Annotated in this window: 23 protein-coding genes; 11 read left to right on the top strand and 12 right to left on the bottom strand. The window is 73.0% G+C overall.

What is annotated here, in order from left to right:
* Positions 1-7 precede the first annotated feature (7 nt).
* The gene (locus ACFVZH_RS27315; RefSeq protein ID WP_384901209.1) at positions 8-2,455 is read right to left on the bottom strand and encodes a PQQ-binding-like beta-propeller repeat protein; all 2,448 of its coding nucleotides are present in this window, start codon (positions 2,453-2,455) and stop codon (positions 8-10) included.
* Positions 2,456-2,582: 127 nt separating this feature from the next.
* Positions 2,583-3,386 carry a VOC family protein gene (locus ACFVZH_RS27310; protein WP_384901207.1) on the bottom strand — a complete coding sequence of 268 codons (804 nt, stop codon included), beginning with the start codon at positions 3,384-3,386 and terminating at the stop codon, positions 2,583-2,585.
* Between the two features lie 328 nt (positions 3,387-3,714).
* Between ACFVZH_RS27310 and ACFVZH_RS27305 the strand changes: the two genes are divergently transcribed.
* Positions 3,715-4,362, top strand: coding sequence for a TetR family transcriptional regulator (locus ACFVZH_RS27305; protein WP_384901205.1), 648 nt, complete (start codon positions 3,715-3,717; stop codon positions 4,360-4,362).
* 187 nt (positions 4,363-4,549) lie between these two features.
* Here the strand turns inward: ACFVZH_RS27305 and ACFVZH_RS27300 are convergent, their stop codons facing one another.
* Both ACFVZH_RS27300 and ACFVZH_RS27295 read right to left on the bottom strand, forming a co-directional pair.
* Positions 4,550-5,020, bottom strand: a complete 471-nt coding sequence (locus tag ACFVZH_RS27300) for a nitroreductase family deazaflavin-dependent oxidoreductase (RefSeq protein WP_384901204.1) — start codon at positions 5,018-5,020, stop codon at positions 4,550-4,552.
* Positions 5,021-6,271 carry an acyl-CoA dehydrogenase family protein gene (locus tag ACFVZH_RS27295; protein WP_384901203.1) on the bottom strand — a complete coding sequence of 417 codons (1,251 nt, stop codon included), beginning with the start codon at positions 6,269-6,271 and terminating at the stop codon, positions 5,021-5,023.
* A 106-nt stretch (positions 6,272-6,377) separates the two neighbouring features.
* Between ACFVZH_RS27295 and ACFVZH_RS27290 the strand changes: the two genes are divergently transcribed.
* The 3 genes from ACFVZH_RS27290 to ACFVZH_RS27280 all read left to right on the top strand — a co-directional run bounded on the left by ACFVZH_RS27290 (position 6,378) and on the right by ACFVZH_RS27280 (position 9,600).
* Complete coding sequence (locus ACFVZH_RS27290; protein ID WP_384901201.1) at positions 6,378-7,550, top strand: acetyl-CoA acetyltransferase; 1,173 nt, start codon at positions 6,378-6,380, stop codon at positions 7,548-7,550.
* A gap of 119 nt (positions 7,551-7,669) precedes the next feature.
* Positions 7,670-8,950 (top strand): FAD-dependent monooxygenase, encoded by a 1,281-nt coding sequence (locus tag ACFVZH_RS27285; RefSeq protein ID WP_384901199.1) that lies wholly within the window; start codon positions 7,670-7,672, stop codon positions 8,948-8,950.
* Positions 8,947-9,600 carry a pyridoxal 5'-phosphate synthase gene (locus ACFVZH_RS27280; protein ID WP_384901197.1) on the top strand — a complete coding sequence of 218 codons (654 nt, stop codon included), beginning with the start codon at positions 8,947-8,949 and terminating at the stop codon, positions 9,598-9,600. Before ACFVZH_RS27285 ends, ACFVZH_RS27280 begins: the two co-directional genes overlap by 4 nt.
* Before the next feature lie 3 nt (positions 9,601-9,603).
* Here ACFVZH_RS27280 and ACFVZH_RS27275 read toward each other — a convergent pair whose 3' ends face one another.
* From ACFVZH_RS27275 to ACFVZH_RS27260, 4 genes are all read right to left on the bottom strand, one after another.
* Complete coding sequence (locus tag ACFVZH_RS27275; RefSeq protein WP_384901195.1) at positions 9,604-11,484, bottom strand: AMP-dependent synthetase/ligase; 1,881 nt, start codon at positions 11,482-11,484, stop codon at positions 9,604-9,606.
* 99 nt (positions 11,485-11,583) lie between these two features.
* The gene (locus tag ACFVZH_RS27270) at positions 11,584-12,228 is read right to left on the bottom strand and encodes a TetR/AcrR family transcriptional regulator (RefSeq protein WP_384901194.1); all 645 of its coding nucleotides are present in this window, start codon (positions 12,226-12,228) and stop codon (positions 11,584-11,586) included.
* 114 nt (positions 12,229-12,342) lie between these two features.
* The gene (locus tag ACFVZH_RS27265) at positions 12,343-13,686 is read right to left on the bottom strand and encodes a dicarboxylate/amino acid:cation symporter (protein ID WP_384901192.1); all 1,344 of its coding nucleotides are present in this window, start codon (positions 13,684-13,686) and stop codon (positions 12,343-12,345) included.
* 420 nt (positions 13,687-14,106) lie between these two features.
* Positions 14,107-14,373, bottom strand: a complete 267-nt coding sequence (locus ACFVZH_RS27260; RefSeq protein ID WP_384901191.1) for a DUF4229 domain-containing protein — start codon at positions 14,371-14,373, stop codon at positions 14,107-14,109.
* Between the two features lie 209 nt (positions 14,374-14,582).
* On the opposite strand from ACFVZH_RS27260, the gene ACFVZH_RS27255 reads away from it, so the two are divergent.
* Positions 14,583-15,116, top strand: coding sequence for a GNAT family N-acetyltransferase (locus ACFVZH_RS27255; protein ID WP_384901189.1), 534 nt, complete (start codon positions 14,583-14,585; stop codon positions 15,114-15,116).
* Positions 15,117-15,201: 85 nt separating this feature from the next.
* Positions 15,202-16,068, top strand: a complete 867-nt coding sequence (locus ACFVZH_RS27250; RefSeq protein WP_384901187.1) for a GyrI-like domain-containing protein — start codon at positions 15,202-15,204, stop codon at positions 16,066-16,068.
* A 99-nt stretch (positions 16,069-16,167) separates the two neighbouring features.
* Here ACFVZH_RS27250 and mqnE read toward each other — a convergent pair whose 3' ends face one another.
* Together mqnE and ACFVZH_RS27240 are read right to left on the bottom strand one after the other, a co-directional pair.
* Complete coding sequence (mqnE, locus tag ACFVZH_RS27245) at positions 16,168-17,331, bottom strand: aminofutalosine synthase MqnE (protein ID WP_384901185.1); 1,164 nt, start codon at positions 17,329-17,331, stop codon at positions 16,168-16,170.
* A gap of 90 nt (positions 17,332-17,421) precedes the next feature.
* A complete protein-coding gene (locus ACFVZH_RS27240; RefSeq protein ID WP_384901184.1) occupies positions 17,422-17,877 on the bottom strand; it encodes an Lrp/AsnC family transcriptional regulator in 456 nt (151 codons plus the stop codon).
* 112 nt (positions 17,878-17,989) lie between these two features.
* On the opposite strand from ACFVZH_RS27240, the gene ACFVZH_RS27235 reads away from it, so the two are divergent.
* The gene (locus ACFVZH_RS27235; RefSeq protein WP_384901183.1) at positions 17,990-18,127 is read left to right on the top strand and encodes a hypothetical protein; all 138 of its coding nucleotides are present in this window, start codon (positions 17,990-17,992) and stop codon (positions 18,125-18,127) included.
* Here the strand turns inward: ACFVZH_RS27235 and ACFVZH_RS27230 are convergent.
* Together ACFVZH_RS27230 and ACFVZH_RS27225 are read right to left on the bottom strand one after the other, a co-directional pair.
* Positions 18,124-18,819 (bottom strand): UbiX family flavin prenyltransferase, encoded by a 696-nt coding sequence (locus ACFVZH_RS27230; protein ID WP_384901308.1) that lies wholly within the window; start codon positions 18,817-18,819, stop codon positions 18,124-18,126. The two genes, ACFVZH_RS27235 and ACFVZH_RS27230, sit on opposite strands and share 4 nt — an antisense overlap.
* Before the next feature lie 95 nt (positions 18,820-18,914).
* Positions 18,915-20,153 carry an ATP-grasp domain-containing protein gene (locus ACFVZH_RS27225; RefSeq protein WP_384901181.1) on the bottom strand — a complete coding sequence of 413 codons (1,239 nt, stop codon included), beginning with the start codon at positions 20,151-20,153 and terminating at the stop codon, positions 18,915-18,917.
* 347 nt (positions 20,154-20,500) lie between these two features.
* Here ACFVZH_RS27225 and ACFVZH_RS27220 point away from each other — a divergent pair, with 347 nt between their 5' ends.
* From ACFVZH_RS27220 to ACFVZH_RS27205, 4 genes are read left to right on the top strand one after another with little or no spacing between them, the layout of a single operon-like run.
* On the top strand, positions 20,501-22,369 hold the full coding sequence (locus ACFVZH_RS27220) for a glycosyltransferase (RefSeq protein ID WP_384901180.1): 1,869 nt from the start codon (positions 20,501-20,503) through the stop codon (positions 22,367-22,369).
* Entirely contained in the window at positions 22,366-22,782 is a 417-nt protein-coding gene (locus ACFVZH_RS27215) for a hypothetical protein (RefSeq protein ID WP_384901178.1), read from the top strand. Before ACFVZH_RS27220 ends, ACFVZH_RS27215 begins: the two co-directional genes overlap by 4 nt.
* Positions 22,783-22,813: 31 nt before the next feature.
* Positions 22,814-24,058 (top strand): FAD-dependent oxidoreductase, encoded by a 1,245-nt coding sequence (locus ACFVZH_RS27210; protein WP_384901176.1) that lies wholly within the window; start codon positions 22,814-22,816, stop codon positions 24,056-24,058.
* Complete coding sequence (locus tag ACFVZH_RS27205) at positions 24,055-24,921, top strand: family 16 glycosylhydrolase (RefSeq protein WP_384901174.1); 867 nt, start codon at positions 24,055-24,057, stop codon at positions 24,919-24,921. The genes ACFVZH_RS27210 and ACFVZH_RS27205 overlap by 4 nt, the downstream gene beginning before the upstream one ends.
* Positions 24,922-24,945 lie beyond the last annotated feature (24 nt).

Here is a 24,945-nt window from a genome sequence, read left to right as displayed (position 1 = left end):
TCCCGCCCTAGCGCCCGGCGGATCCCCGGCCCGTGGCCGTGCCCTTCACCGCGTCGAGCGCGTACACACAGCGGTCCTTGCTGCACGCGTACACGACCCCGCCCTTCGCCACCGGCGAGCCGGTGATCTCGCCGCCGGTGGCGAGCTTCCAGCGGAGCTGTCCGCCGTTCGCGTCCAGCGTGTAGAGGACGTGGTCGGCCGATCCGAAGTGGATCCGGCCGTCGGCGACGACCGGCGAGCCCACGAGCTCCCCGCCCGCCGCGAACCGCCACCGGGGGGTGCCGGTGACCGCGTCGAGCGTGTACAGCGCGCTGCCGCTGCCGACGTGGACGTTGCCGTCGGCGACCAGCACCGGCTCCGCCGACTGGCGCGGCTCGGTCGCGATCCGCCAGCGGTCCTGCCCGGTGGTCGCGTCGAGCGCGTACACCGTGCCGAGGTGGTCCGAGAGGTACACCCCGCCGCCCGTGACCGCGGGTCCCGGCGCGAACGCCGGCGGCGAGAGGAAGACGGCGGGCGCCTCGAAGTGCCAGCGGACGTGCCCGGCGGCGATGTCGATCGACAGCACCCGGGTGCCCGCGGAGACGTACACGCAGCCGTCCTCGGCCGGAGCCACCCGGACCGGCACGTTGGCGCAGGAGGCCGCGTCGCCGATCGGGTACGACCAGCGCTCCACGCCCGTCCGGGCGTCGAGCGCCTGGAGCCGGGCCTCCCGCCACACGTACACGGTGTCGCCGTGCACGGCGGGCCCCGCCTCCGGGGTCTCGAAGTCGGTCTGCGCGCCGGTGATCTCCCACAGCTTGGCGCCGTTGGACGCCTCCCAGCCCTGCACGCCGCCGCCGCGGGTACCGGTGACGACCGTGCCCCGGTCGACCTGGAGCGAGTACACCCAGGCGTCCGTGTGCAGCCGCCACCGCTCGCCGCCGTCGGTGGCGTCCAGCGCGTACAGCGTGGGGCCGTCGGAGGCGTGGATACGGCCCGAGGACACCGCCATCGACCAGGCCACGTCCCGCGTCTTGAACTGACGCCGGCCGCTGCCCGTGTCCAGGGCGTGCACCTCGAAGGAGGTCACGTACAGCAGGTCGCCGTCGACGACCGGCGTGCCCCACACGTCGTTCGACATGCGGAAGCGCCACGGCCGCCAGTGGCCCGGCTCCGGCGGCGGCTGCGGGGCGGCGGCCTGGTCGGTGCCCTGCGCGGGGACGTTCAGCGGACGGGAGCCGGGCGCCGGGCCGGGCTCGGCGCCGTGCGGGCCGCCGCCGGGCGGACGGATCCAGCCGGTCGCCGGGCCCGCGTCGGCACCCCGGCCGAGGGCGAGCGCGGCACGGGTGTCGGCGACCCGGGGGCCGGGGCCGATGGGCACCGTCGCGCCGCCGAGCCGCACGGGACCGCCCGCGCTCTCGGCGGGACCCGCGTGCCGGCCGCCCGGGCCGCCGACCGGCTCGGGGTGACGGCCGCCGCCGACGGGAGCCGGCGGACGGGCGCCGCCCGGCGACCGGTCCGGGAAGCGCGGGTCGGCGAACCCGTCCGGCGGGTCCGCGGGAACCGGCGGCAGCGGCGTACGGCCGCCGCCCCGGCGCCGCTCGATCATGGCGGTGGCGCTGTGCGGCAGCCACGCCGAGGCCGTACCGCTGTCGTCGCTGCCGGGGCCGAAGAGGTGCGGGGCCAGCTGCGCCTGGAGGTCCGCCGGGGTGGGCCGGCGGGTGACGTCCGTCTGCATGCAGGAGTCGATGAGCGGCCGCAGCTCGTCGGGCAGGCCCTCCAGGTCGGGGCCCTCGCGGAGCAGCATGAACACCGTCTCGACCGGGTTGGCGCCGTGGAACGGCGCGTGGCCGGTGGCGGCGAACACCAGCATCGAGCCCAGCGAGAAGACGTCGCTGGCGCCGGTGACGCTGCGCGAGTCCCTGGCCTGCTCGGGCGACATGTAGGCCGGGGTGCCGACGGCGACATTGGTCATGGTCAGGCGCGTGTTGGAGACGCCCGACGCGATGCCGAAGTCGATCACCCGGGGGCCGTCCTCGACGACGAGGACGTTGGAGGGCTTCAGGTCGCGGTGGACCAGACCCGCGCCGTGGATGGACTGCAGGGCCTCGGCCACACCGGCGGCCAGCCAGCGGACGGCCTGGGCCGGCAGCGGCCCGCACTCGTTCACTATCTCTTCGAGGGAGGGCGCCGGCACGTACGCCGTCGCCAGCCAGGGCACCGCCGCACGCGGGTCGGCGTCGACGACCGCCGCCGTATAGAAGCCGGAGACCGCCCGGGCGGCCTCCACCTCCCGGGTGAAGCGGACCCGGAACAGCTGGTCCTCCGCGAGCTCCGTGCGCACGGTCTTGATCGCCACGCGCCGACCCGAGGCCGACCGCGCCAGATAGACCAGGCCCATGCCACCCGCGCCGAGCCGGCCCAGCACCTCGAAGGGCCCGATACGTCTCGGGTCGTGCTGCGTCAGCTGTTCCACTTGCCTGCCACCTCCCCGTACGGGCCATGAGGGTACGGCCCCGTGGCCCTGATTCTTCCTGTCCGGGGCCCCGGTTGCGAACCCGGGGGCGGATCGGGGTGTCACAGGTCATTTCGGCGGCGAACGGTCAGCTCTCGTGAGCGGGTTCCGCGGGGGTTCTCGGCTCGGCGAGAACCGCGAAACGGGCGCCCTGGTTGTCGTGGAGGACGGCGATGCGGCCGTGGGGGGTGTCGAAGGGCGGGGTGGCGACCCGGCCGCCGAGGCGTTCGGTGACGGCGCACGCCTCGTCGCAGTCGTGGACGGCGAAGTAGACGAGGACGTGACCGGGCATCTCGGCGGGGAAGTCGTCGGTGATGACGGCGCGGCCGCCGAAGGCGCTGTCGTCGCCGGGGCGGGAGCCGGGGGGCGACCAGACGCGGTAGTCGAAGGAGGCGTCCCTGCCTTCCTCGGCGGCGTCGGCCTGGCGGCCGAGGTAGCCGAAGACGGTGGCGTAGAAGGTGTCGACGGCGTCCGGCCTGCGGGTGTACACCTCCATCCAGCAGAAGGCGCCCGGTTCGTTCGTGACGGCGAAGCCGTCGTCGTCGCCGGCCTGGCGGAGGCCGAAGACGGCGCCGCCGGGGTCGGCGGCGAGGGCCAGGACGCCGAAGGGACCCACGGGGTAGGGCTCCATGACCATCTGCCCGCCGGCGGCCTTGATCCGGCTGGAGAGGGTGCCGGCGTTCTGGGTGGCGAGGTAGAGGGTCCAGGTGGTGGGCATGCGGCCGTCCCGCTTCGGGACGAGTCCGGCGGCCCGGCGCCCGTCGAGGAGGGCCTCGTCGCGGTCGGGGTCGAAGGTCCAGCCGAAGAGCTCGCCGTAGAAGCGCTTGCCCGCTTCCAGGTCGGGGAGCTGTGCGTCCACCCAGCAGGGGGTGCCCTCAGTGCGTACGGCCATGCCTCCACGCTAGGACGGCGGGGGCACCCCCGCACGGCCCGCACGCATCGAAATGCGAACAGAGTGGCGATTTATCGGCTCTTTACGGCCCCGCGGCCCTTGGGATACCTGGGTTGTCCACCGAAGTTGTCCACAGGCTGTTCATAAGCCTATTCGGGTGCGGGACTCCCCCGGCCCGCTCGAGAACGCCCGCAAGCTGGCTTGAACCCGCCCCTCCGCCCCGGCCCGCACACCCGTGCCGACCTCGCAGAACGCTGCCGGAACAGGCCCGCACCCCATTTGCACTCGGCCGAATCGCGCGCCGATCGCCCCTCGGTAAGCTGACGGCATGACAGGACAAGTACGCACCGTCGACGGCCGCGTGGCCGGACGACGCGGCCAGGCGACGCGGCAGAAGCTGCTCGACTGCCTCGGTGAGATGCTCAGCTCCTCGCCCTACCGGGACGTCAAGGTCATCGATGTGGCCCGGAAGGCGGGTACTTCACCCGCGACGTTCTATCAGTACTTCCCGGACGTCGAGGGAGCGGTCCTCGAGATCGCAGAGGAAATGGCCAAGGAGGGCGCCGGGTTGACCGAACTGGTCTCCGGCCGCTCCTGGGTCGGCAAGGCCGGCTGGCAGACCTCCGAGGAACTCGTCGAAGGCTTCCTCGACTTCTGGCGCAAGCACGACGCGATCCTGCGGGTCGTGGACCTCGGCGCCGCCGAGGGGGACAAGCGGTTCTACAAGATCCGCATGAAGATCCTGAACTCGGTCACCAACTCCCTCACGGACGCGGTGAAGGAGCTCCAGGCCAAGGGCAAGGTCGACAAGGACGTCAGCCCCGCCGCCATGGCCGGCTCCCTGGTGGCGATGCTGGCCGCGGTCGCCGGCCACCAGAAGGGCTTCCAGACCTGGGGCGTCAAGCAGGCCGAACTCAAGCCGAACCTCGCCCTGTTGGTCCATCTGGGCATCACCGGCAAGAAGCCGACCAGATAGCCCCACCCACCCCTTCACCCGTCCTGTCGTCGACGCCGACGGCGGCCCGCCCCCACGGACCGCCGTCGGCGTCGCCGTGTCCGGAGCGGGTGCGGAGCAGGGCCGCAGAGCCGTCCCGGAGCCCCGTCCGGAGCAGCCCCCGAGCGGGCCGCGGAGCCGTCCGGAGCCGGCGAGGACCCGCCGGGCCTCACCTCCGGGTGAGCCGGAAGAGCCGGATCTCGCGCTCCACCCGCGCCTGGTACGTGGCGTACGGCGGCCAGAACTCCAGCGCCGACCGCCAGGCGGCCGCCCGCTCCGCCCCGGTGAGCAGCTCCGCCCGGACGGGCACGTCCTCGCCCCGCCAGTTCACCTCCGCCTCCGGATGGGCGAGCAGGTTCGCGGTCCACGCCGGGTGGCCGGGGCGGCCGAAGTTGGAGCCGATCAGGAGCCAGCCGCCGGCCGGCTCCGGCATGCAGGCCAGCGGGGTCACCCGGGGCTGTCCGGTCCTGGCGCCGCGGGCGGTCAGGATCACCCCGGGCAGCATCCGCGCGCTGAGGAGCACCTTGCCCCGCGTCAGCCGGTGCACGGTCCGGTCCATCGCCGGGATGACGTGCGGGGCGACCTTGGCGAAGGCCCTGGTCGAGGACACCTTCTGCATCAGTCTCACTCCGACGGGCATCTACGCCGCCACCTCTCCGAAGAGTCCGGTCCGTTCCGCGGCCCGGGCGCGCAGCCGCCGGACCGGCCCGAAGAGCAGTTCGTCGGAGGCGGCCCGCTTGAAGTAGAGGTGCGCCTCGTGTTCCCAGGTGAAGCCGATGCCGCCGTGCAGCTGGAGGCTCTCCCCGGCGGTGGCGCGCAGCGCCTCCAGGGCGTGGGCGAGGGCGAGGGGCCCGCTCTCCGGCCCGGGGCCCGGTTCGCGCGCCGCGCAGTGGGTCAGCGAGCGGGCCGCCTCGACCTGGACGTAGAGGTCGGCGAGCCGGTGCTTGACCGCCTGGAAGGAGCCGACGGGCCGGCCGAACTGCTCGCGGGAGCCGACGTGGGCGACCGTGCGGTCCAGGGCCTCCCGGGCCGCGCCGACGGCCTCGGCGGCCAGCATCACGGCGGCGGCCCGGCCCGCGGCGGCGAGGGCGCCGAGGACGTCGGCGGGTTCCTCGCCGAGGAGTTCGGCGGCGGTGTCCCGGAACTGGACGGTGGCCTGCGTGCGGGTGAGGTCCAGGGTGGGCTGCCGGGTGCGGACGAGTCCGGGGGTGCCGGGCTCGGCCCGGACGAGGAAGAGCAGGGTGCGGCTGCGGGCGAAGCCGCCGGTGTGGGCGGCGACGAGGAGCAGTCCGGCACTGTGGCCGTCGACGACCTGGGCGGCCTCGCCGTACAGCCGCCAGCCGTCGTCGGCGGGGCGGGCCTGGATGCCGCCGGCCCGGCCGCCGCCGGACCAGTCGTCCGCGGTGTTGTCGCCGGTCAGGCCGAGGGCGAGGGCGAGGGAGCCGCCGGGGACGGCGAGGGCGCAGGTCAGGCTGCCGTCGGCGAGGGACGGGAGGAGTGCGGCGCGCTGGGCGGGGGTGCCGAGGGCGGCGAGGAGCGGGGCGGCGAGGACGGTGGTGGCGAGGAGCGGGGAGGGGGCGAGGGCGCGGCCGGTCTCCTCGCAGGCGAGGGCGAGTTCGGCGGGGCCGCAGCCGACGCCTCCGTACTCCTCGGGGAGGGCGAGGCCGGCGAGGCCGAGGGTGCCGGACATCCGGGCCCAGAGCGCGGTGTCGTACCCCTCGGGGGTGGCGGTGGCCGCGCGGTTCTCGTGCGGCCCGGCCCGTTCGGCGAGGAGGTCCCGCAGGGTGCGGCGGATCTCCTGCTGCTCCTCGGTGAGCGGGGCCGAGAGCGGGGCGGCGGCCTTGGCGGCGGGCGGGCTGCTGTCGGGCGAGGTGCTGTCGGGCGCGTCCATGGGGCTCCCTCCGTATCTGACGGTGCGTCATGCTAGGCGTGTGCGGGGTGGGTTGCCCAGAGAAGCGCCGGTCCGGATTCACAGAATCTGATGTACCGTCAGATTCATGTCCACCGCCTCCAGCACCCCCTGCGGCCCGCGCCGCGTCGCCGTCGCCGGGGTCGCCCTCTCCGACTGCGGCCGCGTCGACGAGGCCACCCCCTACGCCCTGCACGCCCAGGCCGCCCGCCGCGCCCTCGCGGACAGCGGCCTCGACCGCTCGCTGATCGACGGCCTGGCCTCGGCGGGGCTCGGCACCCTCGCCCCGGTGGAGGTCGCCGAGTACCTGGGCCTGCGCCCCCGCTGGGTGGACTCGACCGCCGTCGGCGGCGCCACCTGGGAGGTGATGGCGGCGCACGCCGCCGACGCGATCGCCGCGGGCCACGCGAACGCGGTCCTGCTCGTCTACGGCTCCACCGCCCGCGCCGACATCCGGGCCCGGCGCCGCACCGCGAACCTCTCGTTCGGCGCACGCGGCCCGCTCCAGTTCGAGGTCCCGTACGGGCACACCCTGATCGCCAAGTACGCGATGGCGGCCCGCCGCCACATGCACCAGTACGGGACCACCCTGGAGCAGCTCGCCGAGGTGGCCGTCCAGGCGCGCGCGAACGCGGCGCTCAACCCGGAGGCGATGTTCCGGGACCCGGTCACCGTGGACGAGGTGCTCGACGGGCCGATGATCGCGGACCCGTTCACCAAGCTGCACTGCTGCCTGCGCAGCGACGGCGGCTGCGCGGTGCTGCTGGTCGCCGAGGAGTACGTCCAGGACTGCCGTACGGCCCCGGTCTGGGTGCTGGGCACGGGCGAGCACGCCTCGCACACCACGATGTCGGAGTGGGAGGACTTCACCGTCTCCCCGGCGGCGGTGAGCGGCCGGCTGGCGTTCGAGCGGGCCGGGGTGACCCCGGCGGACATCGACGTCGCCGAGGTCTACGACGCCTTCACCTACATGACCCTGGTGACCCTGGAGGACCTGGGGTTCTGCGCGAAGGGCGAGGGCGGCGCCTTCTTCGCGGAGAAGGACCGGCTGCCGGTGAACACGGACGGCGGCGGGCTCTCGGCCTGCCACCCGGGGATGCGCGGGCTGTTCCTGCTGGTGGAGGCGGTCCGGCAGCTGCGCGGGGAGGCACCGGGACTTCAGGTGCGACGCCCGGACGGCTCGCTGCCGGAGCTGGCGGTGGCCTCGGGGACGGGGGGCTGGTTCTGCTCCTCGGGGACGGTGGTGCTGGGGCGCGGCTGAGCACGCCCGCTCCCTCCGAAGAATCTATACAAGCGTCATAGACAACCGTGTAGGACATCCGTATAGTCATGTCTGCGGGCAGGGAGACAGCCCGCAGACACCCGACAAGGAGTCCCGCCGTGAACAGCACCGAGAACCGCACCGCGCCGACCGCCGCCAAGACCGTCCTGATCTCCGGCGCCTCGATCGCCGGCCCCGCCCTCGCCCTCTGGCTCCACCGCTACGGCTTCGTCCCCACCGTCGTCGAGCGCGCCCCCGAACTCCGCACCGGCGGCTACAAGGTCGACATCCGCGGCACCGCCATCGAGGTCTGCCGCCGGATGGGCATCCTCGACGAGATCCGGGCCGAGTCCACCGACATGCGCGGCGGTTCGTACGTCGACTCCAGCGGCCGCACCATCGGCGAACTGCCCGCCGACATCTTCGGCGGACGCGTCGAGGAGGACGACGAGATCATGCGCGGCGAACTCGCCCGCATCCTCCACGACCGGACCCGCGACGACGTCGAATACCTCTTCGACGACTCGATCGCCGCCCTCGCGGAGGACGCCGACGGCGTCACCGTCACCTTCGACAGCGGCACCGTCCGCCGCTTCGACCTGGTCGTCGGCGCCGACGGACTCCACTCCCACACCCGGAAGATCGCCTTCGGCCCCGAGGAGCGGTTCAAGCGCCACCTCGGCGCGTACATCTCCATCTTCACGGCCCCCAACCACCTGGGCCTGGACCGCTGGGAGACGTACCACGCACTCCCCGGAAAGCTCGTCTGCGTCTACAGCTCCGCCGGCGAGAGCGACGCCAAGAACCTCTTCATCTTCTCCTCGCCCCAGGAACTCCCCCACGACCCCCGCGACGTCACCGCCCAGAAGCGCGCCCTCACCGACCGGTTCACCGGCGACGGCTGGGAGATCCCCCGCCTCCTCGGGCACGCGGCCGACGCCGACGACTTCTACCTCGACTCCATGTCCCTCGTCGAGATGGACCGCTGGTCGAAGGGTCGCGTCGTCCTGCTCGGCGACGCCGCCCACTGCTCCTCCCCCGCCTCCGGCCAGGGCACCGGACTCGCCCTCACCGGCGCGTACGTCCTCGCCGGCGAACTGGCCAGGGCCCACGGCGACCACACGGTGGCCTTCGCCCGCTACGAGGAGCGGATGCGGCCCGGCGTCGAGCAGAACCAGCGGATGGCCGAGGGCTTCGTCAAGGAGATGACCGTCGGCTCCAAGTGGAAGATCGCCCTGCGCATGTTCATGGTGCGGACCCTGCCGAAGACCCCGTGGAAGAACCTCATCGCCAAGAAGATCCGCGACGGCATCCAGGCGGCCGCGAACGCCGTCCCGATCGAGGACTACACCGTGCCCACCGCCGGCGCCGCCGCCCCGCGCCCTACCGTTGCGGCATGACCGACTTCCACGCCGCCCTCCGCTCCCTGCGGGTCTGGGACACCGAACTCCCCTCCTTCGACCCGGCGGGCGCCCCGCCCGAGCCCCTCGCCCTCTTCCACGAGTGGTTCACGGAGGCGGTCGCGGCCGGCCAGACCGAGCCGCACACCCTCTCCCTGGCCACCGTGGACGAGGACGGCAGGCCCGACGTCCGCACGGTGATGCTGCACGACGCCGACGAGCGCGGCTGGCACTTCGCCTCCCACGCCACCAGCGCCAAGGGCCGCCAGCTCGCCGCCCGACCCGAGGCCGCGCTCGGCTTCTACTGGCCGGTCCGGGGCCGCCAGGTCCGCGTCCGCGGCCACGTCACCACCGGCACCCCCGAAGAGGCGTACGAGGACCTCCACGCCCGCACCACCGGCGCCCTCGCCTCGGCCCTCGTCGGCCGCCAGAGCGAGGTCCTCGACTCCCCCGGGACCCTCGCCGCGGCGAGCGAGGCGGCCTGGCGCCGCGCCGAGGCCGAACCGGACGCCACCGCCCCCACCTGGACGCTGTACGTCCTCGAACCCGCCGAGGTCGAGTTCTTCCAGGGCGACGCCCGCCGCCGCCACCTCCGCCTCCGCTACCGCCGCACGACCGACGGCTGGACCAGCGAACTCCTCTGGCCCTGACGCCTATTCGGCACCGGCGCCGTACATCTCCTCGATCTCGCGGGCGAAGTCCCGCAGCACCGCCCGCCGTTTGAGCTTCAAGGACGGCGTCAGATGGCCGGAGGACTCGGAGAACTCGGTGGACAGGACCCGGAAGGCGCGGATGGACTCGGCCCGCGACACCAGCCGGTTGGCGTCGTCGACCGCCCGCTGGAGCGCGCCGAGCAGCTCCTCGTCCCGGGTCAGCTCCCAGAGCGCCAGATGGTCCTTGCGGCGCATCCGCCGCCAGTGCGCCAGACCCTCGTGGTCCAGGGTGACGAGGGCCGAGACGTACGGCCGGTTGTCACCGAGGACGATGCACTGGGCCACCAGCGGATGGGCGCGCAGCCAGTCCTCCAGCGGGGCCGGAGCCACGTTCTTCCCCGCCGAGGTGATGACGATGTCCTTCTTGCGGCCGGTGATCCGCAGATAGCCGTCGTCGTCGAGCGAGCCGAGGTCCCCGGTGGGGAACCAGCCGTCGTCGGTGTACGGCAGGGCCACCCCGCGCTGGGCGTCCCAGTACCCGGCGAAGACATGACCGCCCTTCAGCCACACCTCGCCGTCGTCGGCGATCCGGACGGCCGTCCCGGGCAGCGGCCAGCCGACGGTGCCGGTGCGCGGCCGCTGCGGCGGGGTGACCGTGGAGGCGGCCGTGGTCTCCGTCAGGCCGTACCCCTCGAAGACCTCGACGCCGGCGCCCGCGAAGAACTCGGCCAGCCGGGCGCCGAGCGGGGAGCCGCCGCAGATCACGTACTTCACCCGGCCGCCGAGCGCGTTCCGGATCCGGCGGTAGACCAGCGGGTCGTACAGCGCCCGGGCGGCCCGCAGGCCGAGCGAGGGCGACGCCGCCTGCCCGTACCGGCGGGCGACCCGCGCGGCGCGGTCGAAGGCGGCGGCCTTCCCGCCGCGTTCGGCCGTGGCGCGGGCGGTGTTGAAGACCTTCTCCAGGACGTACGGGATGGCCAGGAGGAACGTCGGCCGGAAGCCCGCCAGGTCGGCGAGGAGCTCCTCGCCCTCGACCGAGGGGGCGTGCCCGACCCGGACCCGGGCGCGCACGCAGCCGACGGACACCATCCGCCCGAAGACGTGGGAGAGCGGCAGGAAGAGCAGGGTGGCGGCGGGCTCCTTGCTCTCCGAGACGAAGACGGGGTGCAGCAGCCGGACGGCGTTGTCGACCTCGGCGAAGAAGTTGGCGTGGGTGAGGGCGCAGCCCTTGGGCCGGCCGGTGGTGCCGGAGGTGTAGATGAGGGTGGCGAGGGTCTCCGGGGTGAGCAGGCCCCGGCGGGCGGTGACGGCCTCGTCGGCGACCCGCGCCCCGGCCGCGCGCAGCTGGTCGACGGCCCCGGAGTCCAGCACCCACAGGTGGGCGAGGCCGGGGAGCTGCCGCCGCTCGGCGGAGACGAGCCGGGCCTGCGCGGGATCCTCGACGACACAGGCGGCGGCGCCGGAGTCCTGGAGGATCCAGCGGGTCTGGAAGGCGGAGGAGGTCGGGTAGACGGGGACGGTGACGAGTCCGGCGGCCCAGGCGGCGAAGTCGAGCAGGGTCCACTCGTAGGTGGTCCTGGCCATGAGGGCGAGCCGGTCGCCGGGCCGCAGGCCGTGGGCGATGAGCCCCTTCGCGACGGAGTGGACCTCGGCGGCGAAGGCGGAGGCCGTCACGTCGCACCACTCCCCATCGGGCCCCTTGCGGGAGAAGAGCGGGGCCCCGGGCTCCTGGCGGGCGTTGTCGTACGGCAGGTCGGCGAGGGAGCCGCGCCGCACGAGGGGGACGAGCGCGGGGAGGGACACCTCCCGCACCCGCCCGTCCACCAGCGTCTTGTGCGGCTCGACGGGTTCGGTCCCGGATGCGGCGGTGACGACGGACACGTGCGGCTCCTCGGTTATCGCGATGAACTGAGGTCGTGCGTCGGTACGTTGCGCCCTGCGATGCCCTGACTAGCCGGTAACCTTACTGTGCGGTAAGGCTCAACGGGGAGACCAGCGCTCGCTTTTCATGAGGTTTCCCAGCCCGGCCCAGGCGAAGTTCATCAGCGTCGCGGCGGCCTCCCGCGCCGACACCCCCGGCGTCTCGTTCGCCCAGCTCGCCAGCGACTCGGCGGACCCGACCAGCGCCTGCGCCAGCGCGTCCACGTCCCGCCCGGTGATCTCCGCGCCGCCCTCCGCCTCCCGGGCCGCCTCCCCGATCAGCCCGGCCACGAAGTCCGCGATCTCGTCCCGCATCCGCGCCGCCTCCGTCGCGAACGGCTCCCCCTGCGTCCGCGCCTGCCGGCTCAGCACCACCCACGAGTCCGGGTTCTCCGCCGCGTACGTGAAGAACGCGAGCAGCCCCGCCCACAGCCGCACGTCCACCGGCACGCTCCGGTCCTCGACCCCCGCGGCCACCGCCGCCAGCAGCGCCCCCGCCTCCCGCCGGATGCACGCGGTGAACAGCTCCTCCTTCGAGTTCAGATACAGGTACACCAGCGGCTTCGACACCCCCGCCAACTCGGCGATCTCGTCCATCGACGCCGTCTGGTACCCGTGCCGCGCGAAGCACCGCACCGCCGCGTCCACCATCTGCCGCTCCCGCACGGCCCGCGGCAACCGCCGCGCCCTCGCCCCCTCGGCCATGGCGACCACCCCTGTCCCAAGATCCACCGGATGCCCCGCGAAAGCGTACGTGCCCCCTGCCCGGACGAGGGGCAGAGGGCACGCGGGCGTACGGGGCCGTACGCGTCGGACGGGTCAGGCGGCTGCCGTGACCGCGACCTTCTGGTCGGTCTCGCCGATCTCGACGAGGTCGTCGATCGGGGAGGCCGAGGCGTTCTCGTACGCGGTGTGGTCGAGGATCTTCTCGCGGGCGGAGACGATCACCGGGATCAGCGCTTGGCCTGCGACGTTGGTGGCGGTGCGCATCATGTCGAGGATGGGGTCGATCGCCATGAGGAGGCCGACGCCTTCCAGGGGGAGGCCGAGGGTGGAGAGGGTGAGGGTGAGCATGACCGTCGCGCCGGTGAGGCCGGCGGTGGCCGCCGAGCCGATGACGGAGACGAAGGCGATGAGCAGGTAGTCGCCGATGCCGAGCTGCACGTCGAAGATCTGCGCGATGAAGATCGCGGCGAGCGCCGGGTAGATCGCGGCGCAGCCGTCCATCTTGGTGGTGGCGCCGAACGGGACGGCGAAGGAGGCGTACTCCTTCGGGACGCCGAGGCGCTCGGTGACCTTCTGGGTGACCGGCATGGTGCCGACCGAGGAGCGGGAGACGAAGGCCAGCTGGATGGCCGGCCAGGCGCCCTTGAAGAAGTGGAGCGGGTTGACCTTGGCGACCGTGGCGAGCAGCAGCGGGTAGACGCCGAAGAGGACCAGGGCGCAGCCGACGTAGATGTCGGCGGTGAAGGTCGCGTACTTGCCGATCAGGTCCCAGCCGTAGTCGGCGATGGCGAAGCCGATGAGGCCGACGGTGCCGAGCGGGGCGAGGCGGATGACCCACCACAGGGCCTTCTGGAGCAGCTCCAGGATCGACTCGGAGAGGGTGAGGATCGGCTTGGCGCGGTCGCCGAGCTTGAGGGCGGCGATGCCGGCGACGGCGGCCATGAAGACGATCTGGAGGACGTTCAGCTCGGTGAAGGGCGTGATGACGTCCGTCGGGATGATGCCGGTGAGGAAGTCGATCCAGGAGCCCTCGCGCTTCGGCAGCTTGCCGTCCTGCGGGGTGAGGCCGGTGCCGGAGCCCGGGTTGGTGATCAGGCCGATCGCGAGGCCGATGCCGACCGCGATCAGCGAGGTGATCATGAACCAGAGCAGGGTGCGGGTGGCGAGCCGGGCGGCGTTGTTCACCTTCCGCAGGTTGGTGATCGAGACCAGGATCGCGAAGAACACGAGCGGAGCGACGGCCAGCTTGAGCAGCTGGACGAAGATGTCGCCGATCTGGCCGAGGGTCTCCTTGAGCCAGGAGACGTCCTGGCTGCGGGCGATCCAGCCGAGCAGGGCGCCGAGGGCGAGACCGGCGATGATCTGGGCCCAGAACGGGACCTTCGGTATGCGGGAGGAAGCCGGGGACTTCGTCTCGGGCGTCGCGGACGCGGACACAGACACACTCCACAGGTGCGTATCGGGGCAATACGGGGACGGGGGTGCGGCTCGCACGCGCTCGGGCGCGGGCCGCTGCATGATGCCGGGGAGGTCAGAGCTCGCGGCAACAGACCGCGGACATACAGCGGCAGAGATCGACGTGCAGGCGCGCCACGAGCGGGGTGCTCGCGGCATGAGAGGGGCGCACTGCTGTCGTCATGTCGAACACGTTAACACTTGAACTTTGAGAACCTCAAAGCCATTCTTTGGGTCGTGAAAGCCGCTCGCCGCCTCTGAAACGCAGAACACCCCAGGCGGGAGCCTTGGAAGCTCCGGCTGGGGTGTCCGGGTTGGTACGGGTCTGTGATGAAGCTTACGCAGCCTTTACGCGGGCGCCGCGGCACCAGAGCGGCACTGCGGCGCTACGGCACTGGAGCGCTAGAGCGCGTCCTCCTGGGAGCGGTTCGCGGCGAGGCGGTCCTTGGCCCGGTCGACCCGCGCCACGACCTCGGCGCTCGCCTCGTCCCGCACCTTGCGCAGGAGGACGAAGCTGAGGGGGGCGGAGATGACGATGGAGAGGACGAGGACCCAGAACAGGTTCGAGTCGCCGAGGCCGCGCGGCAGCACGCCGACGTAGACGAGGCCCCACAGGGCGAGGAAGCACCCGGCGAAGATCCCGAGCCGCATCAGGGTGTAGCGGAACATGTCAGTCCACTCTTCCGTTCCAAAAAGATCCCATACGGGACGAGCGTCCCCCCAGTGAAGCACGGGGAGGGGTGTCCGCCGGGAGCGGGGTTGGACCCCCATGCCGCCGGGGCCACCGGGGCGCGGGGGCCGGGATGCGGGGACCGGGGCGCGATCCAGGGGGCCGTGAGCCCTTGAGCGTCCCACTTCGTAATAGATAAGCTTGAGCTATGACCCTTACCTTCGAGGTGGACCCGGCCGTCGACGCCGCTCTGCGCGACGGCGTCCTCGCCCTGTGGGCCGATGTCTCCAACGCCGGCGGAGCGGTCGGCTTCGTCCCTCCCGTGACCCCCGACGAGATCCGCCCCGCGCTGCTCCAGCACCTCGTCGCGATGGAGCGCGGCGGCACCCGCCTGCTCGTCGGCCGTGACGAGGACGGCAGGGTCGCCGCCACCGCGTTCTTCACCTTCAACACCCACCGCCTCATGACGCACTGGGTGTGGGTCTACACCGTCATGGTCCACCCCGCCCACCAGGGCAAGGGCTACGGCGCCGACCTCATGGCCGCCGTCGAGCACACCGCCCGCACCGCGGACGGCTTCTCGCAGGTCGAGGCCATCCGCCTCACCTGCCGCGGCGGCATCGGTGTCGACGCCTTCTACGCCAAGTGCGGCTACAAGGAGGTCGGCCGCGTCCCCGACGCCATCCGTGTCGCCCCCGGCGACGACCGCGACGACATCATCATGCTGCTGCCCCTGAGGTGACCCGACCGGAACGGGCACGGATTGCCGGGTCCCCGACGGCCCGCCCTTCCTACGGTGAGGACACGGAAAAGGAAGGACGGACCACGTGCTGGAGCGGCTGAACCAGGCACTCGACCACATCGAGGAGCGCCTCCGCGGCGACCTCGACCCGGCCGAGCTCGCCCGGATCGCGACGACCTCGGAGTACCACTTCCGGCGGCTTTTCTCGGCGCTGGCGGGGATGCCCCTGTCGGAGTACGTACGGCGCCGGCGGCTCACCGTCGCGGGCGCCGAGGTGCTCGCCGGGGAGCGGACGCTGCTGGAGGTCGCGGTCCGCTACGGCTACGGCTCCGGGGAGGCGTTCGCCCGCGCGTTCCGCGCGGTGCACGGCGTCGGCCCCGGGGAGGCCCGCCGGAGCGGCGCGGCGCTGCGCTCCCAGCCGCGGATGTCCTTCCGCCTCGTCGTCGAAGGGAACAGCACCATGCGGTACAGGATCGTGGAGAAGGACGCCTTCCGGATCATCGGACGGGGGGCCCGGGTCCCCCTGGTCCACGAGGGGGAGAACCCGGCGATCGCCGCGCACATCAGGTCCATCGGGCAGGAGGCCCTGGACCGGCTCGCCCGCCTGTCGGACGGGCGGCCGGAGGGCGTCGTCTCGGCGGTCACGCACCTGAGCGACAGCCGGGAGGAGGGCGCCGAGCTGGACTACTGGCACGGGGTGGTCGGCGGCGGCGCGGTCCCGGAGGAGTTCGAGGCGCTCGACGTGCCCGCCGGCACCTGGGCGGTCTTCGAGAACGACGGCCCGTATCCGGAGGCGCTCCAGTACCTGTGGCGGGACGTCTTCACCCAGTGGTTCCCGTCCAACCCGTACGCGAGCCGGCCCGGCCCCGAGCTGCTGAGCGTCCGTCCCTCGGAGGACTGGACGACGGCTCGCGCGGAGCTGTGGATCCCGGTGGAGCACTCGGAGGCGTGAGCGGGGCACGGGCGGGGCGCCATCGCGCTGATCAGGGCCTGAGCAGGGCGTGAGAAGAGGGGCCGGCGGGTGTTCCCGCCGGCCCCTCCTCGTCCTGCGTCAGAACCGCATCGCCTGCGGCGTCTCCCGGCGGTCCGGGTCGGGGCCCGGGTACTCGCGGATGATCTCGTAGCGGGTGTTCCGCTCGACGGGGCGGAAGCCGGCGTCCCGGATCAGTTCGAGCAGGTCCTCGCGGCCCAGCTTGTTCGGGGTGCCGTAGTTGTCGGCGTCGTGCGTGATCTTGTACTCGACGACCGAGCCGTCCATGTCGTCGGCGCCGTGCTGGAGCGCGAGCTGCGCCGTCTGGACGCCGTGCATGACCCAGAAGACCTTGACGTGCGGGACGTTGTCGAAGAGCAGCCGGGAGACCGCGAAGGTCTTCAGCGCCTCGGCGCCGGTGGCCATCGTGGTGCGCGCCTGGAGCCTGTTGCGGACCTTGCCGTCCTGCATGTCCACGAAGTCGTGCTGGTAGCGCAGCGGGATGAAGACCTGGAAGCCGCCGGTCTCGTCCTGGAGCTCGCGCAGCCGCAGCACGTGGTCCACGCGGTGGCGCGGCTCCTCGATGTGCCCGTACAGCATGGTCGAGGGGGTCTTGAGGCCCTTCGAGTGGGCGAGCCGGTGGATCCGGGACCAGTCTTCCCAGTGGGTGCGGTGGTCCACGATGTGCTGGCGGACCTCCCAGTCGAAGATCTCGGCGCCGCCGCCGGTCAGCGACTCCAGACCGGCCTCGATGAGCTCGTCGAGGATGTCGGAGGCGGACATCCCGGAGATCGTCTCGAAGTGGTGGATCTCGGTGGCCGTGAACGCCTTGAGGGAGACGTTCGGCAGGGCCTTCTTGAGCTCGGAGAGGGAGCGCGGGTAGTAGCGCCAGGGCAGGTTGGGGTGGAGCCCGTTGACGATGTGGAGCTCGGTGAGGTTCTCGTTCTCCATCGCCTTCGCGAGGCGCACGGCCTCTTCGATGCGCATGGTGTACGCGTCCTTCTCACCCGGCTTGCGCTGGAAGGAGCAGTAGGCGCAGGAGGCGGTGCAGACGTTGGTCATGTTCAGATGCCGGTTGACATTGAAATGGACCACGTCGCCGTTCTTGCGGGTCCGGACCTCGTGGGCCAGACCGCCGAGCCAGGCGAGGTCGTCGGACTCGTACAGGGCGATGCCGTCCTCACGGCTCAGCCGCTCACCGTCCCGGACCTTCTGCTCCAGCTCACGCTTGAGCCCCGCGTCCATACGGCCGCCTCCCTTTGTCTCCGTCATTCAAGCTTGACCACCGTACTCCCCTGTCTTCAGGGCGGGAGGTACCCCCATCGCCGCTGCGCGTCAGTCCTCCTCGGGGAGCTCTCCGACCCGGTTCTCCCACTTGGTGGAGAGCACGATCGTCGTACGGGTGCGGGAGACGCCCTTGGTGCCGGAGAGCCGGCGGATCGTCTTCTCCAGGCCGTCGACGTCGTTGACGCGCACCTTGAGCATGAACGAGTCGTCGCCGGCGATGAACCAGCAGTCCTCGATCTCGGCGAGGTCCTTGAGCCGGCGGGCCACGTCCTCGTGGTCGGCGGCGTCGGAGAGGGAGATGCCGATCAGGGCGGTGACGCCGAGGCCGAGCGAGGCGGCGTCGACGGTGGCGCGGTAGCCGGTGATGACCCCCGCCGCCTCGAGGCGGTTGATGCGGTCGGTGACCGAGGGGCCGGAGAGCCCGACGAGCCGGCCGAGCTCGGCGTACGAGGCACGGCCGTTCTCACGCAGGGCCTGGATGAGCTGCCTGTCCACGGCGTCCATAGAGAAGAACCTTCCATTGTCCAGCGATACCGCGAGTTTAGGTATAGAATCTAAGGTACACAGGGGAGACGCCCTGTGAATCTTTCAGCAGATCAAAGACGATCTTTCAGGAGTGGTGTTCACCGTGTACACGATCGAGATGGCCTACGCACGCATGCGCGAGCTTCAGGACCTGGCCAACCGCTCGCGTGCCCACCAGCCGTCCGCCGCCTCGAAGCGCGCCGCGAAGAAGCACGCCAAGAAGCGCTAATCAGAACGGGAGTCCCCCTCGTTCCGCTGGGAAGCACTCCCACGACCGAGTTCTCCCTCCCAACGGCGGTACAGCCGGTGCGGCACCCCTGCCGCGTCCAGCACCCGCCCGGCGACGAAGTCCACCAGATCCTGGATGTGCGTCGCCCCCGCATAGAACGCCGGAGAGGCGGGCAGCACCACGGCGCCCGCCTCGTCCAGCGTCACCATGTGCCGCAGCGTCTGGCCGTTCAGCGGGGTCTCCCGCACGGCGACCACCAGCGGCCGCCGTTCCTTCAGCGTCACGCTCGCGACCCGCTGGAGCAGGTCCTTCGAGAGTCCGAGCGCCATTCCCGCCACCGCGGCGGTCGAGGCCGGGACCACCAGCATCCCCTTCGCCGGGTACGAACCGGAGGACGGCCCCGCGGCCAGGTCCCCGGCCGCCCAGTACCGCACGTCGTCCAGCGCGCCGGAGACGACGAAGGTGTCCGGCTTCCCGTCGGCGCCCCGCGCCAGCCAGGCCGCCAGGTCCTCGCGCCAGTGGGCGTCCCGGAAGGAGATCCCCGTCTCGTCGAGCAGCGTGAGCCGCGAGGCCCGTGACACGACGAGGTCGACGCTCTCCCCCGCGTCGAGCAGCCCCCTCAGCACGGCGGCGGCGTACGGCGTACCCGACGCCCCCGAAACCCCCACCACCCAGGGCCGACGACTCTTCATCTCCTGCGACTCCACGATGGTGAGCCTATCCGGCCGCGAAAAGCCAGGCCGGGGCAAGGGCGGACAGCCGGCTCCCCCGGAGCCCGTCCGCGCCGTCAGACGCGGCCGCCCACGGCCTTGGCCCGCACGTCACGGCCGACCCGGCGGGCGACCGTGCCGAGGAAGCGGACCGCCTCGGCCACGGCCGGCAGCGGGTCGTCGCCGCTGAGCCAGGCGCGCTCGGTCCCCGCCGCCGGCAGCAGGCCCGCCGGCACCCGGTGCTCCTCGCGCAGGGAGGCCACCGCCGACGGCAGGTCGAGCTGGCCGGCCACGAACACCCGCCCGTCGGCCTGGGGGCCCGCCGGCACGTCACGGCCCGTCAGGTCGAGGTGCAGGGCCTGGACGACGTCCACCGCGTGCACGTTCTCGAACAGCCGGAACTGGGCGCCGGTCCGCGGGTTGAAGTCCACCAGCTTGTAGCGCCGGTCGCGGCCGTCGTAACGCCAGTCGAGGTCCGCCACACCGCAGTAGCCGATCCGGCGGCACAGGTCCGCCGCCAGCGTCCCGAGGGCGGGGTTGTCCATGGCCACGGCCCGGGTCGTGACCCCGGCGTGCGGCGGCCAGGACCGCAGCTTCAGGCCGGTGAACACGACCCGGGGCGCGCCGCCGGCGCCGCAGTACAGGTGGGTGATCCAGTCCTCGGCGTCCTCCCGGGGGATGTACTCCTGGACCAGGACGGGGGGCAGCGCGCCCGGCGGGAACCGGGCCAGGAGGGTGTGCTCGTCGCGGATCGCGGTGGTGCTGCCCACGGCGGGGGTGCGCAGCCTGGTCCACGCGTCGCGGTTCTTGAGGACGACGGGGAAGCCCAGTTCCCGGCCCGCGTCCACGAGTTCGTCGCGGTCGGCGGGCGCCCGGCTGCGGGGCGAGCCGACACCCAGTTCCTCGCAGATCGCGTGCAGGGTCGCCTTTCCGGCCAGGAGCCGCGGCAGCCCGGGGGGCACCGGGGGCAGCAGGAAGCATTCGGAGAGGACGTCGGCGTGTTCGGCGAACAGGATCGCGGCCTCGTCGTCGGTGGGTACCGGGACGCAGGGTGCGGCGACGGACCGGCCGATGGCGAGCAGGACGGCGACGAGCGCGTCCGGTTCCTCCAGGCCGGTGGTCGGCCGGACGAACGCGCGGGACAGGTGGCGGGAGAGCGCGACCGGGGTGAGGCGGTCCTCGACGACGGCGTGCACGGTGACGCCCGACCGGCCGAGGGTGCGTACGACACCCAGCCCGCCGTGGTGCTGCGGGTACCTTCCGACCTTGGCGAGCAGCGCGGGTACCGCCGGGTCGAGAGGCGGTCCGTCCGACACGCGCCTCACGGTTCTCCCTTCGCCCGCGTCCACGGGGGAGGCAGCGGGCCGACGACTCCCCTTCGCCACACTTATTGTCCCATAAGGCGGGGAAATAGGGGGTGTTCTAAAGTTGATACCGCTATGTCCGTCTTGTGGATCGCCGATCGGTACGCTCGCGCCCAGCAGGCCGCGAGCGCCGTGCGTCCTGCGAAGCACCGGGCCCCCCACAGCCCTTCCCGGCCGCGCCACGTGCCGGGAATCCCGCGCGGCACACGGCAGTTCGGCCGGACCCTCCGTCGGCCGGACGTCACCGTCGCGCCCGCCCCGCGCGCGACCGCCCGGCGTCCGGGCGCGCCATGACGGGCATGCGGGACGGACCGCGCGACAGCACCGGAGTGGCCGCCGGCCGGGACCGGGAGCGCGACGACGCCCGGGTGGCCGCCGCGCCGGACGGACCGCGCGCTCGCACCGGGGCGCCCGCCGGGGAACGGCCCGGCCCCCGCTCCCGTGCCGCCCAGTGGGCCGTGCGCGGACTGCTCCCCCTCTCCCTCGTCCTGTGGCTGCTGTCCCTGCGCTCGGTCCCGCTCGACGAGATGCGCGACCTCGGACTGCTCCAGGTACTGCCCCCGCTCTTCTGGGCCGCGGCCGTCCTGCTCACCCTGGGCTTCTGCCTCGCGCTGAGCGACCGCCGCACGCACGGCGCCTGGCTGACCGGCTACGTGCTCGGTCTGATCGCCCTGATCCACGCCACCCCCACGCTGCTGTACCCGACGCTGCGCTATTCCTGGGCCTGGAAACACCTGGCGGTCGTCGACGCGATGGTGCGCCACGGCGGCGAGGTGCCGAACGCGAACAAGTTCTCCGTCTACAACGACTGGCCGGGCTTCTTCCAGCTCAACGCGTTGTTCCTGCGGGCCACCGGCCTGGAATCGGCCGTCGGCTACGCCGCCTGGACGCCCGCGTTCGCCAACGCCCTGCTGCTCGTCCCGCTGCTCCTGCTGTACCGGTGCGTGACCCGCGACCGGCGGCTCGTGTGGGGCGCGGTCTGGATCTTCTACAGCTGCTCCTGGGTGGGCCAGGACTACTTCGCGCCGCAGACCTTCGCCTTCCTGCTCTTCATGGCCGTGACGGCCCTGGTCTTCCGGCAGCTGCCGTCGTCGGCGCTGCCGCGGCCCGATCCGCGCCGCCGGGGCGGCTGGCCGCCGGCGCTGCTCGCGGCCGTCGTGGTGCTCGTGGCCGCGGTCGTGGTCTCCCATCCGCTCACCCCGCTGATGCTGATCAGCGCCCTGGTGGCGCTGTCGCTGCCGCGCAGGAACCGCCCGGTGGTCCTGCCCCTGCTCGCCGCCACGGTCGCCCTCACCGCCGTCTGGGACACCACCGTGGCCCGCTCGTACATCTCCGTCCACATCGGCAACCTGACGCAGTCCCTCGTCCAGCCCGACCGGAACGTCACGGCCGGGCTGGCCCCGCTGGGGGACGCCGCGTCGGGGCAGATCCTGCTGTCCTGGGTCGACCGCGGGCTGTCCGCGACGGTCGTCGTCCTGGCCATGGCCGGATTCCTGGTCCGCCGGTGGACCCGGCGCACCGGCCTGCCGCTGCTGGCCGTCGCCCCGATCCCGCTGCTCGCCGTCAACGCCTACGGCGGCGAGATGCTCTTCCGGGCCTACCTGTTCGCGCTGCCCGCCGCCGCGTTCCTGGTGGCCGCCCTCCTGCTGCCCTCGGACGCCCGGCGGTACGCCCCGCGCGCGCTCGTCGTCTACCCCGTGTTCCTGGCCCTGCTGGGCGGCCTGGTCTTCGGCTACTACGGCAAGGAGGCCGTGAACCGCTTCACCCCCGGCGAGGTGGCCGCCGCCCGCTACGTGACCGAACACGCCCCGCCGGACTCGACGATCATCATGCTCACCTCGGACGTCCCCGGCATCGACATGGACTACGACCAGCACCCCAGGATCGAGCTGGCCTACCAGGACCCCCACGACACCCGGAGGCTGGTGGACCACCCGGTGGCCGGGGTGACCGCCTTCGCCTACGGCGCCACCGAGGAGCGGCCCGCGTACCTCGTGCTCAGCCGGGCCCAGGACATGAACGGCTACCTCACCGGCTCGTTGCCGGCCGACACCTCGGAGCGGCTGCGGTCCGCGCTGGCGGACGCGCCGGGCTTCACGCGGGTCTACGCCGACGAGGACGCCGTGGTCTACCGCTATGTGACCCCGCGATCCGGAGGCGCGCGGTGACCGGGACACTCCCCCGCCCGAGGCTCCCCGCGGCCGGGGAGCTCCCCCGGCTGGGGCTGGCCGCCTCGGGGTGGCTCGCCCTGCTCGCCACCCTGCTGCCGGAGGCGTCACCGGCGCGGGTGACGGCCGTGGCCGCGTTCCTGCTCGTCTGCCCCGGCCTGGCGGCCGTCCTCGTGCTGCGCCCGGCCGCCGCGGGGCGCGACGCGCACCGGTACGCGGTCCTGGAGGGCGCCCTGCTCACCCTGACGCTCGGCCTCGCCCTGGCCACCCTCGTGGCCGTGGGGCTGTTCCTCGCGGGGTTCTTCACCGCCACCCGGGCCCTGCTCGTGCTCGCCGCGCTGACCTCCGTACTGGCGCTGCTGCCCCTGCGCCACCGCGCGCGGGAACGGGACGGCGGGGTGCAATCTGGTTGAGGGGGATGCGGGGGGCGAAAGGAGTTCTGTGATGGCCCCGGAGCCTGGCAGCACCGGCCGCGGGCCGCTGCCCGCAGTCGTCGTCGGAGCCGGTCCGTACGGACTGGCCACGGCCGCCTGGCTGGGAACGGCCGGCGTCCCCACCCGTGTCTTCGGCGAGCCGATGAAGAGCTGGGAAGCGCACATGCCCGACGGCATGTACCTCAAGTCCGTCCCGACGGCCTCGTCGATCTCCGCCCCCGAGAGGAACCACCGGTTCGCCGACTTCCGCGCCGTCCACGGCAGACCGCCGGTGGGCGACACGTACCCGATCCCGGTCGACGAGTTCATCGCGTACGGCCGCTGGTTCCAGGAGTGCCGGGTGCCGGCGGTGGAGCGGACGACGGTCCGCGACGTGCGGGCCGAGGACGGCACGTTCGCCGTCACCCTGGACTCCGGTGAGGAGATCACCGCGGGCTCCGTGGTGGTGGCCAGCGGTCTCGTGCCGTTCGCCCACCGGCCCGCCGGGCTCGCCCCGCTCTTCCCCGCGGGCCTCGCGTCCCATCCGTGCGAGCACGGCGACCTCACCCGGTTCGCCGGCCGCCGGGTCGCGGTCGTCGGGGCGGGCCAGTCCGCGCTGGAGAGCGCGGCGCTGCTGTACGAGGCCGGTGCCCGGCCCACGGTGATCGCGCGTACCGGGTCCCTCCTGTTCGGCGTGCCCCCGGAGACGGACCTGCCGTCGTCCCGCCCCCGGTCGACCCGGCTGCTGAAACCGGCCTCCCCGCTGGGCCCCGGCTGGTCCCACGCCGTCGTCAGCCGCGGCGCGGGCCCCTACCGCCGGCTGCCGCTCCCCCTGCGCAACCACTTCCTGCGGACCGTTCTCGGACCGTCGGGCGCCTGGTGGCTGCGGGACCGGGTGGACGGGCGCTTCCCGGTGATGTGCGGCCACCGGGTGGTCTCGGCCCAGGGGCGGGAGGACGACGGGACGGTCCGGCTGGAGCTGGCGGACCGCGCGGGCCGGACGGAGGTCGTGGACGCCGACCACGTCCTGGCGGCCACGGGCTACCGCGTGGACGTGGACCGGCTCGCCCTCCTGGAGCCGTCCCTGCGGCGGTCGGTGCGCACCCTGCCCGGCGGCGCGCCGGTGCTGTCGGCGGGGTTCGAGTCGTCCGTACCCGGCCTGTACTTCACCAGCCTGGCCGCGGCCCCCACCTTCGGCCCCATCATGCGCTTCGTCTGCGGTACGGACTTCGCGGCCCGCCGGGTCGCCGGGTCCGTCGCGGGCAGGGCGCGGTGACCCGGAGCCACACGACCCGGTCCCGCCGGCGGACGGCGGCGCTGGCCCTGGCCTCCGCCCTGCTGGCGCTCAGCGCCTGCGGCGGCCCGGCCGGATCCGGCGGGGACCCCGCCACGCCCCTGCCCGCCGCGTTCGATCCGGTGCCCCCGGGGCCCTGGCGGCTCGTGCTGGACGAGGAGTTCGACGGCACGGCCCTGGACACCGCGCGGTGGGCCACCTGCTACGACTGGAACCGGGAGGGCTGCACCAACAGCGCCAACAACGAGCTCCAGTGGTACCTGCCGGGGCAGGTCTCCGTACGGGACGGCGAGCTCACGCTCACCGCCCAGCGCCACGAGACGCGCGGGAGCGACGGCAAGACCTACCCCTGGCGGTCCGGCATGATCTCCACCGGGCGGGACCAGTGGTACGGCGAGCCCCGCCGGACCTTCACGTACGGGTACGTCGAGGCGTCGGTCCGCATCCCGGCCGAGGCGGGCATGTTCCCGGCGTTCTGGATGATGCCGGCGTCCCGCTTCACCCCGCCGGAGATCGACGTCATGGAGTTCCTCGGCTCCACGAGCGTGGTCCACATGTACGTGCACTGGACCGAGCCCGACGGCGAACGGGCCCGGCAGCGCGGCACGTTCGGCCCCGCCGACTTCTCCGGGCGGTTCCACGTCTTCGGACTGCTGTGGGAGCCCGACGCGCTGGTCTGGTACGTCGACGGGGTCGAGCGGCTCCGGGTGACGGATCCGGAGCGGATCCCGGACGTGCCCATGGAGGTGCTGCTCAACCTGGCGGTCGGCGTGCCCAAGGCACCGCCCGCGGCGGTCGACGAGGCCCGGATGCAGGTGGACTGGGTTCGGGTCTGGCAGCACTGACCTGCGGCAGCTGGCGGGCAGCGG

The sequence above is a fragment of the Streptomyces sp. NPDC059534 genome (assembly GCF_042743475.1).
In the GTDB taxonomy this organism is placed as follows: domain Bacteria; phylum Actinomycetota; class Actinomycetes; order Streptomycetales; family Streptomycetaceae; genus Streptomyces.
This window is presented reverse-complemented; position numbering and strand designations above follow the sequence as displayed.

Coding starts and splice junctions, on each gene's coding strand:
- ACFVZH_RS27310 (WP_384901207.1), bottom strand. CDS start 3,386: ATGGCCGTACGCACTGAGGGCACCCCCTGCTGGGTGGACGCACAGCTC.
- ACFVZH_RS27305 (WP_384901205.1), top strand. CDS start 3,715: ATGACAGGACAAGTACGCACCGTCGACGGCCGCGTGGCCGGACGACGC.
- ACFVZH_RS27300 (WP_384901204.1), bottom strand. CDS start 5,020: ATGCCCGTCGGAGTGAGACTGATGCAGAAGGTGTCCTCGACCAGGGCC.
- ACFVZH_RS27295 (WP_384901203.1), bottom strand. CDS start 6,271: ATGGACGCGCCCGACAGCACCTCGCCCGACAGCAGCCCGCCCGCCGCC.
- ACFVZH_RS27290 (WP_384901201.1), top strand. CDS start 6,378: ATGTCCACCGCCTCCAGCACCCCCTGCGGCCCGCGCCGCGTCGCCGTC.
- ACFVZH_RS27280 (WP_384901197.1), top strand. CDS start 8,947: ATGACCGACTTCCACGCCGCCCTCCGCTCCCTGCGGGTCTGGGACACC.
- ACFVZH_RS27270 (WP_384901194.1), bottom strand. CDS start 12,228: ATGGCCGAGGGGGCGAGGGCGCGGCGGTTGCCGCGGGCCGTGCGGGAG.
- ACFVZH_RS27260 (WP_384901191.1), bottom strand. CDS start 14,373: ATGTTCCGCTACACCCTGATGCGGCTCGGGATCTTCGCCGGGTGCTTC.
- ACFVZH_RS27255 (WP_384901189.1), top strand. CDS start 14,583: ATGACCCTTACCTTCGAGGTGGACCCGGCCGTCGACGCCGCTCTGCGC.
- mqnE (WP_384901185.1), bottom strand. CDS start 17,331: ATGGACGCGGGGCTCAAGCGTGAGCTGGAGCAGAAGGTCCGGGACGGT.
- ACFVZH_RS27240 (WP_384901184.1), bottom strand. CDS start 17,877: ATGGACGCCGTGGACAGGCAGCTCATCCAGGCCCTGCGTGAGAACGGC.
- ACFVZH_RS27230 (WP_384901308.1), bottom strand. CDS start 18,819: ATGAAGAGTCGTCGGCCCTGGGTGGTGGGGGTTTCGGGGGCGTCGGGT.
- ACFVZH_RS27220 (WP_384901180.1), top strand. CDS start 20,501: ATGCGGGACGGACCGCGCGACAGCACCGGAGTGGCCGCCGGCCGGGAC.
- ACFVZH_RS27210 (WP_384901176.1), top strand. CDS start 22,814: ATGGCCCCGGAGCCTGGCAGCACCGGCCGCGGGCCGCTGCCCGCAGTC.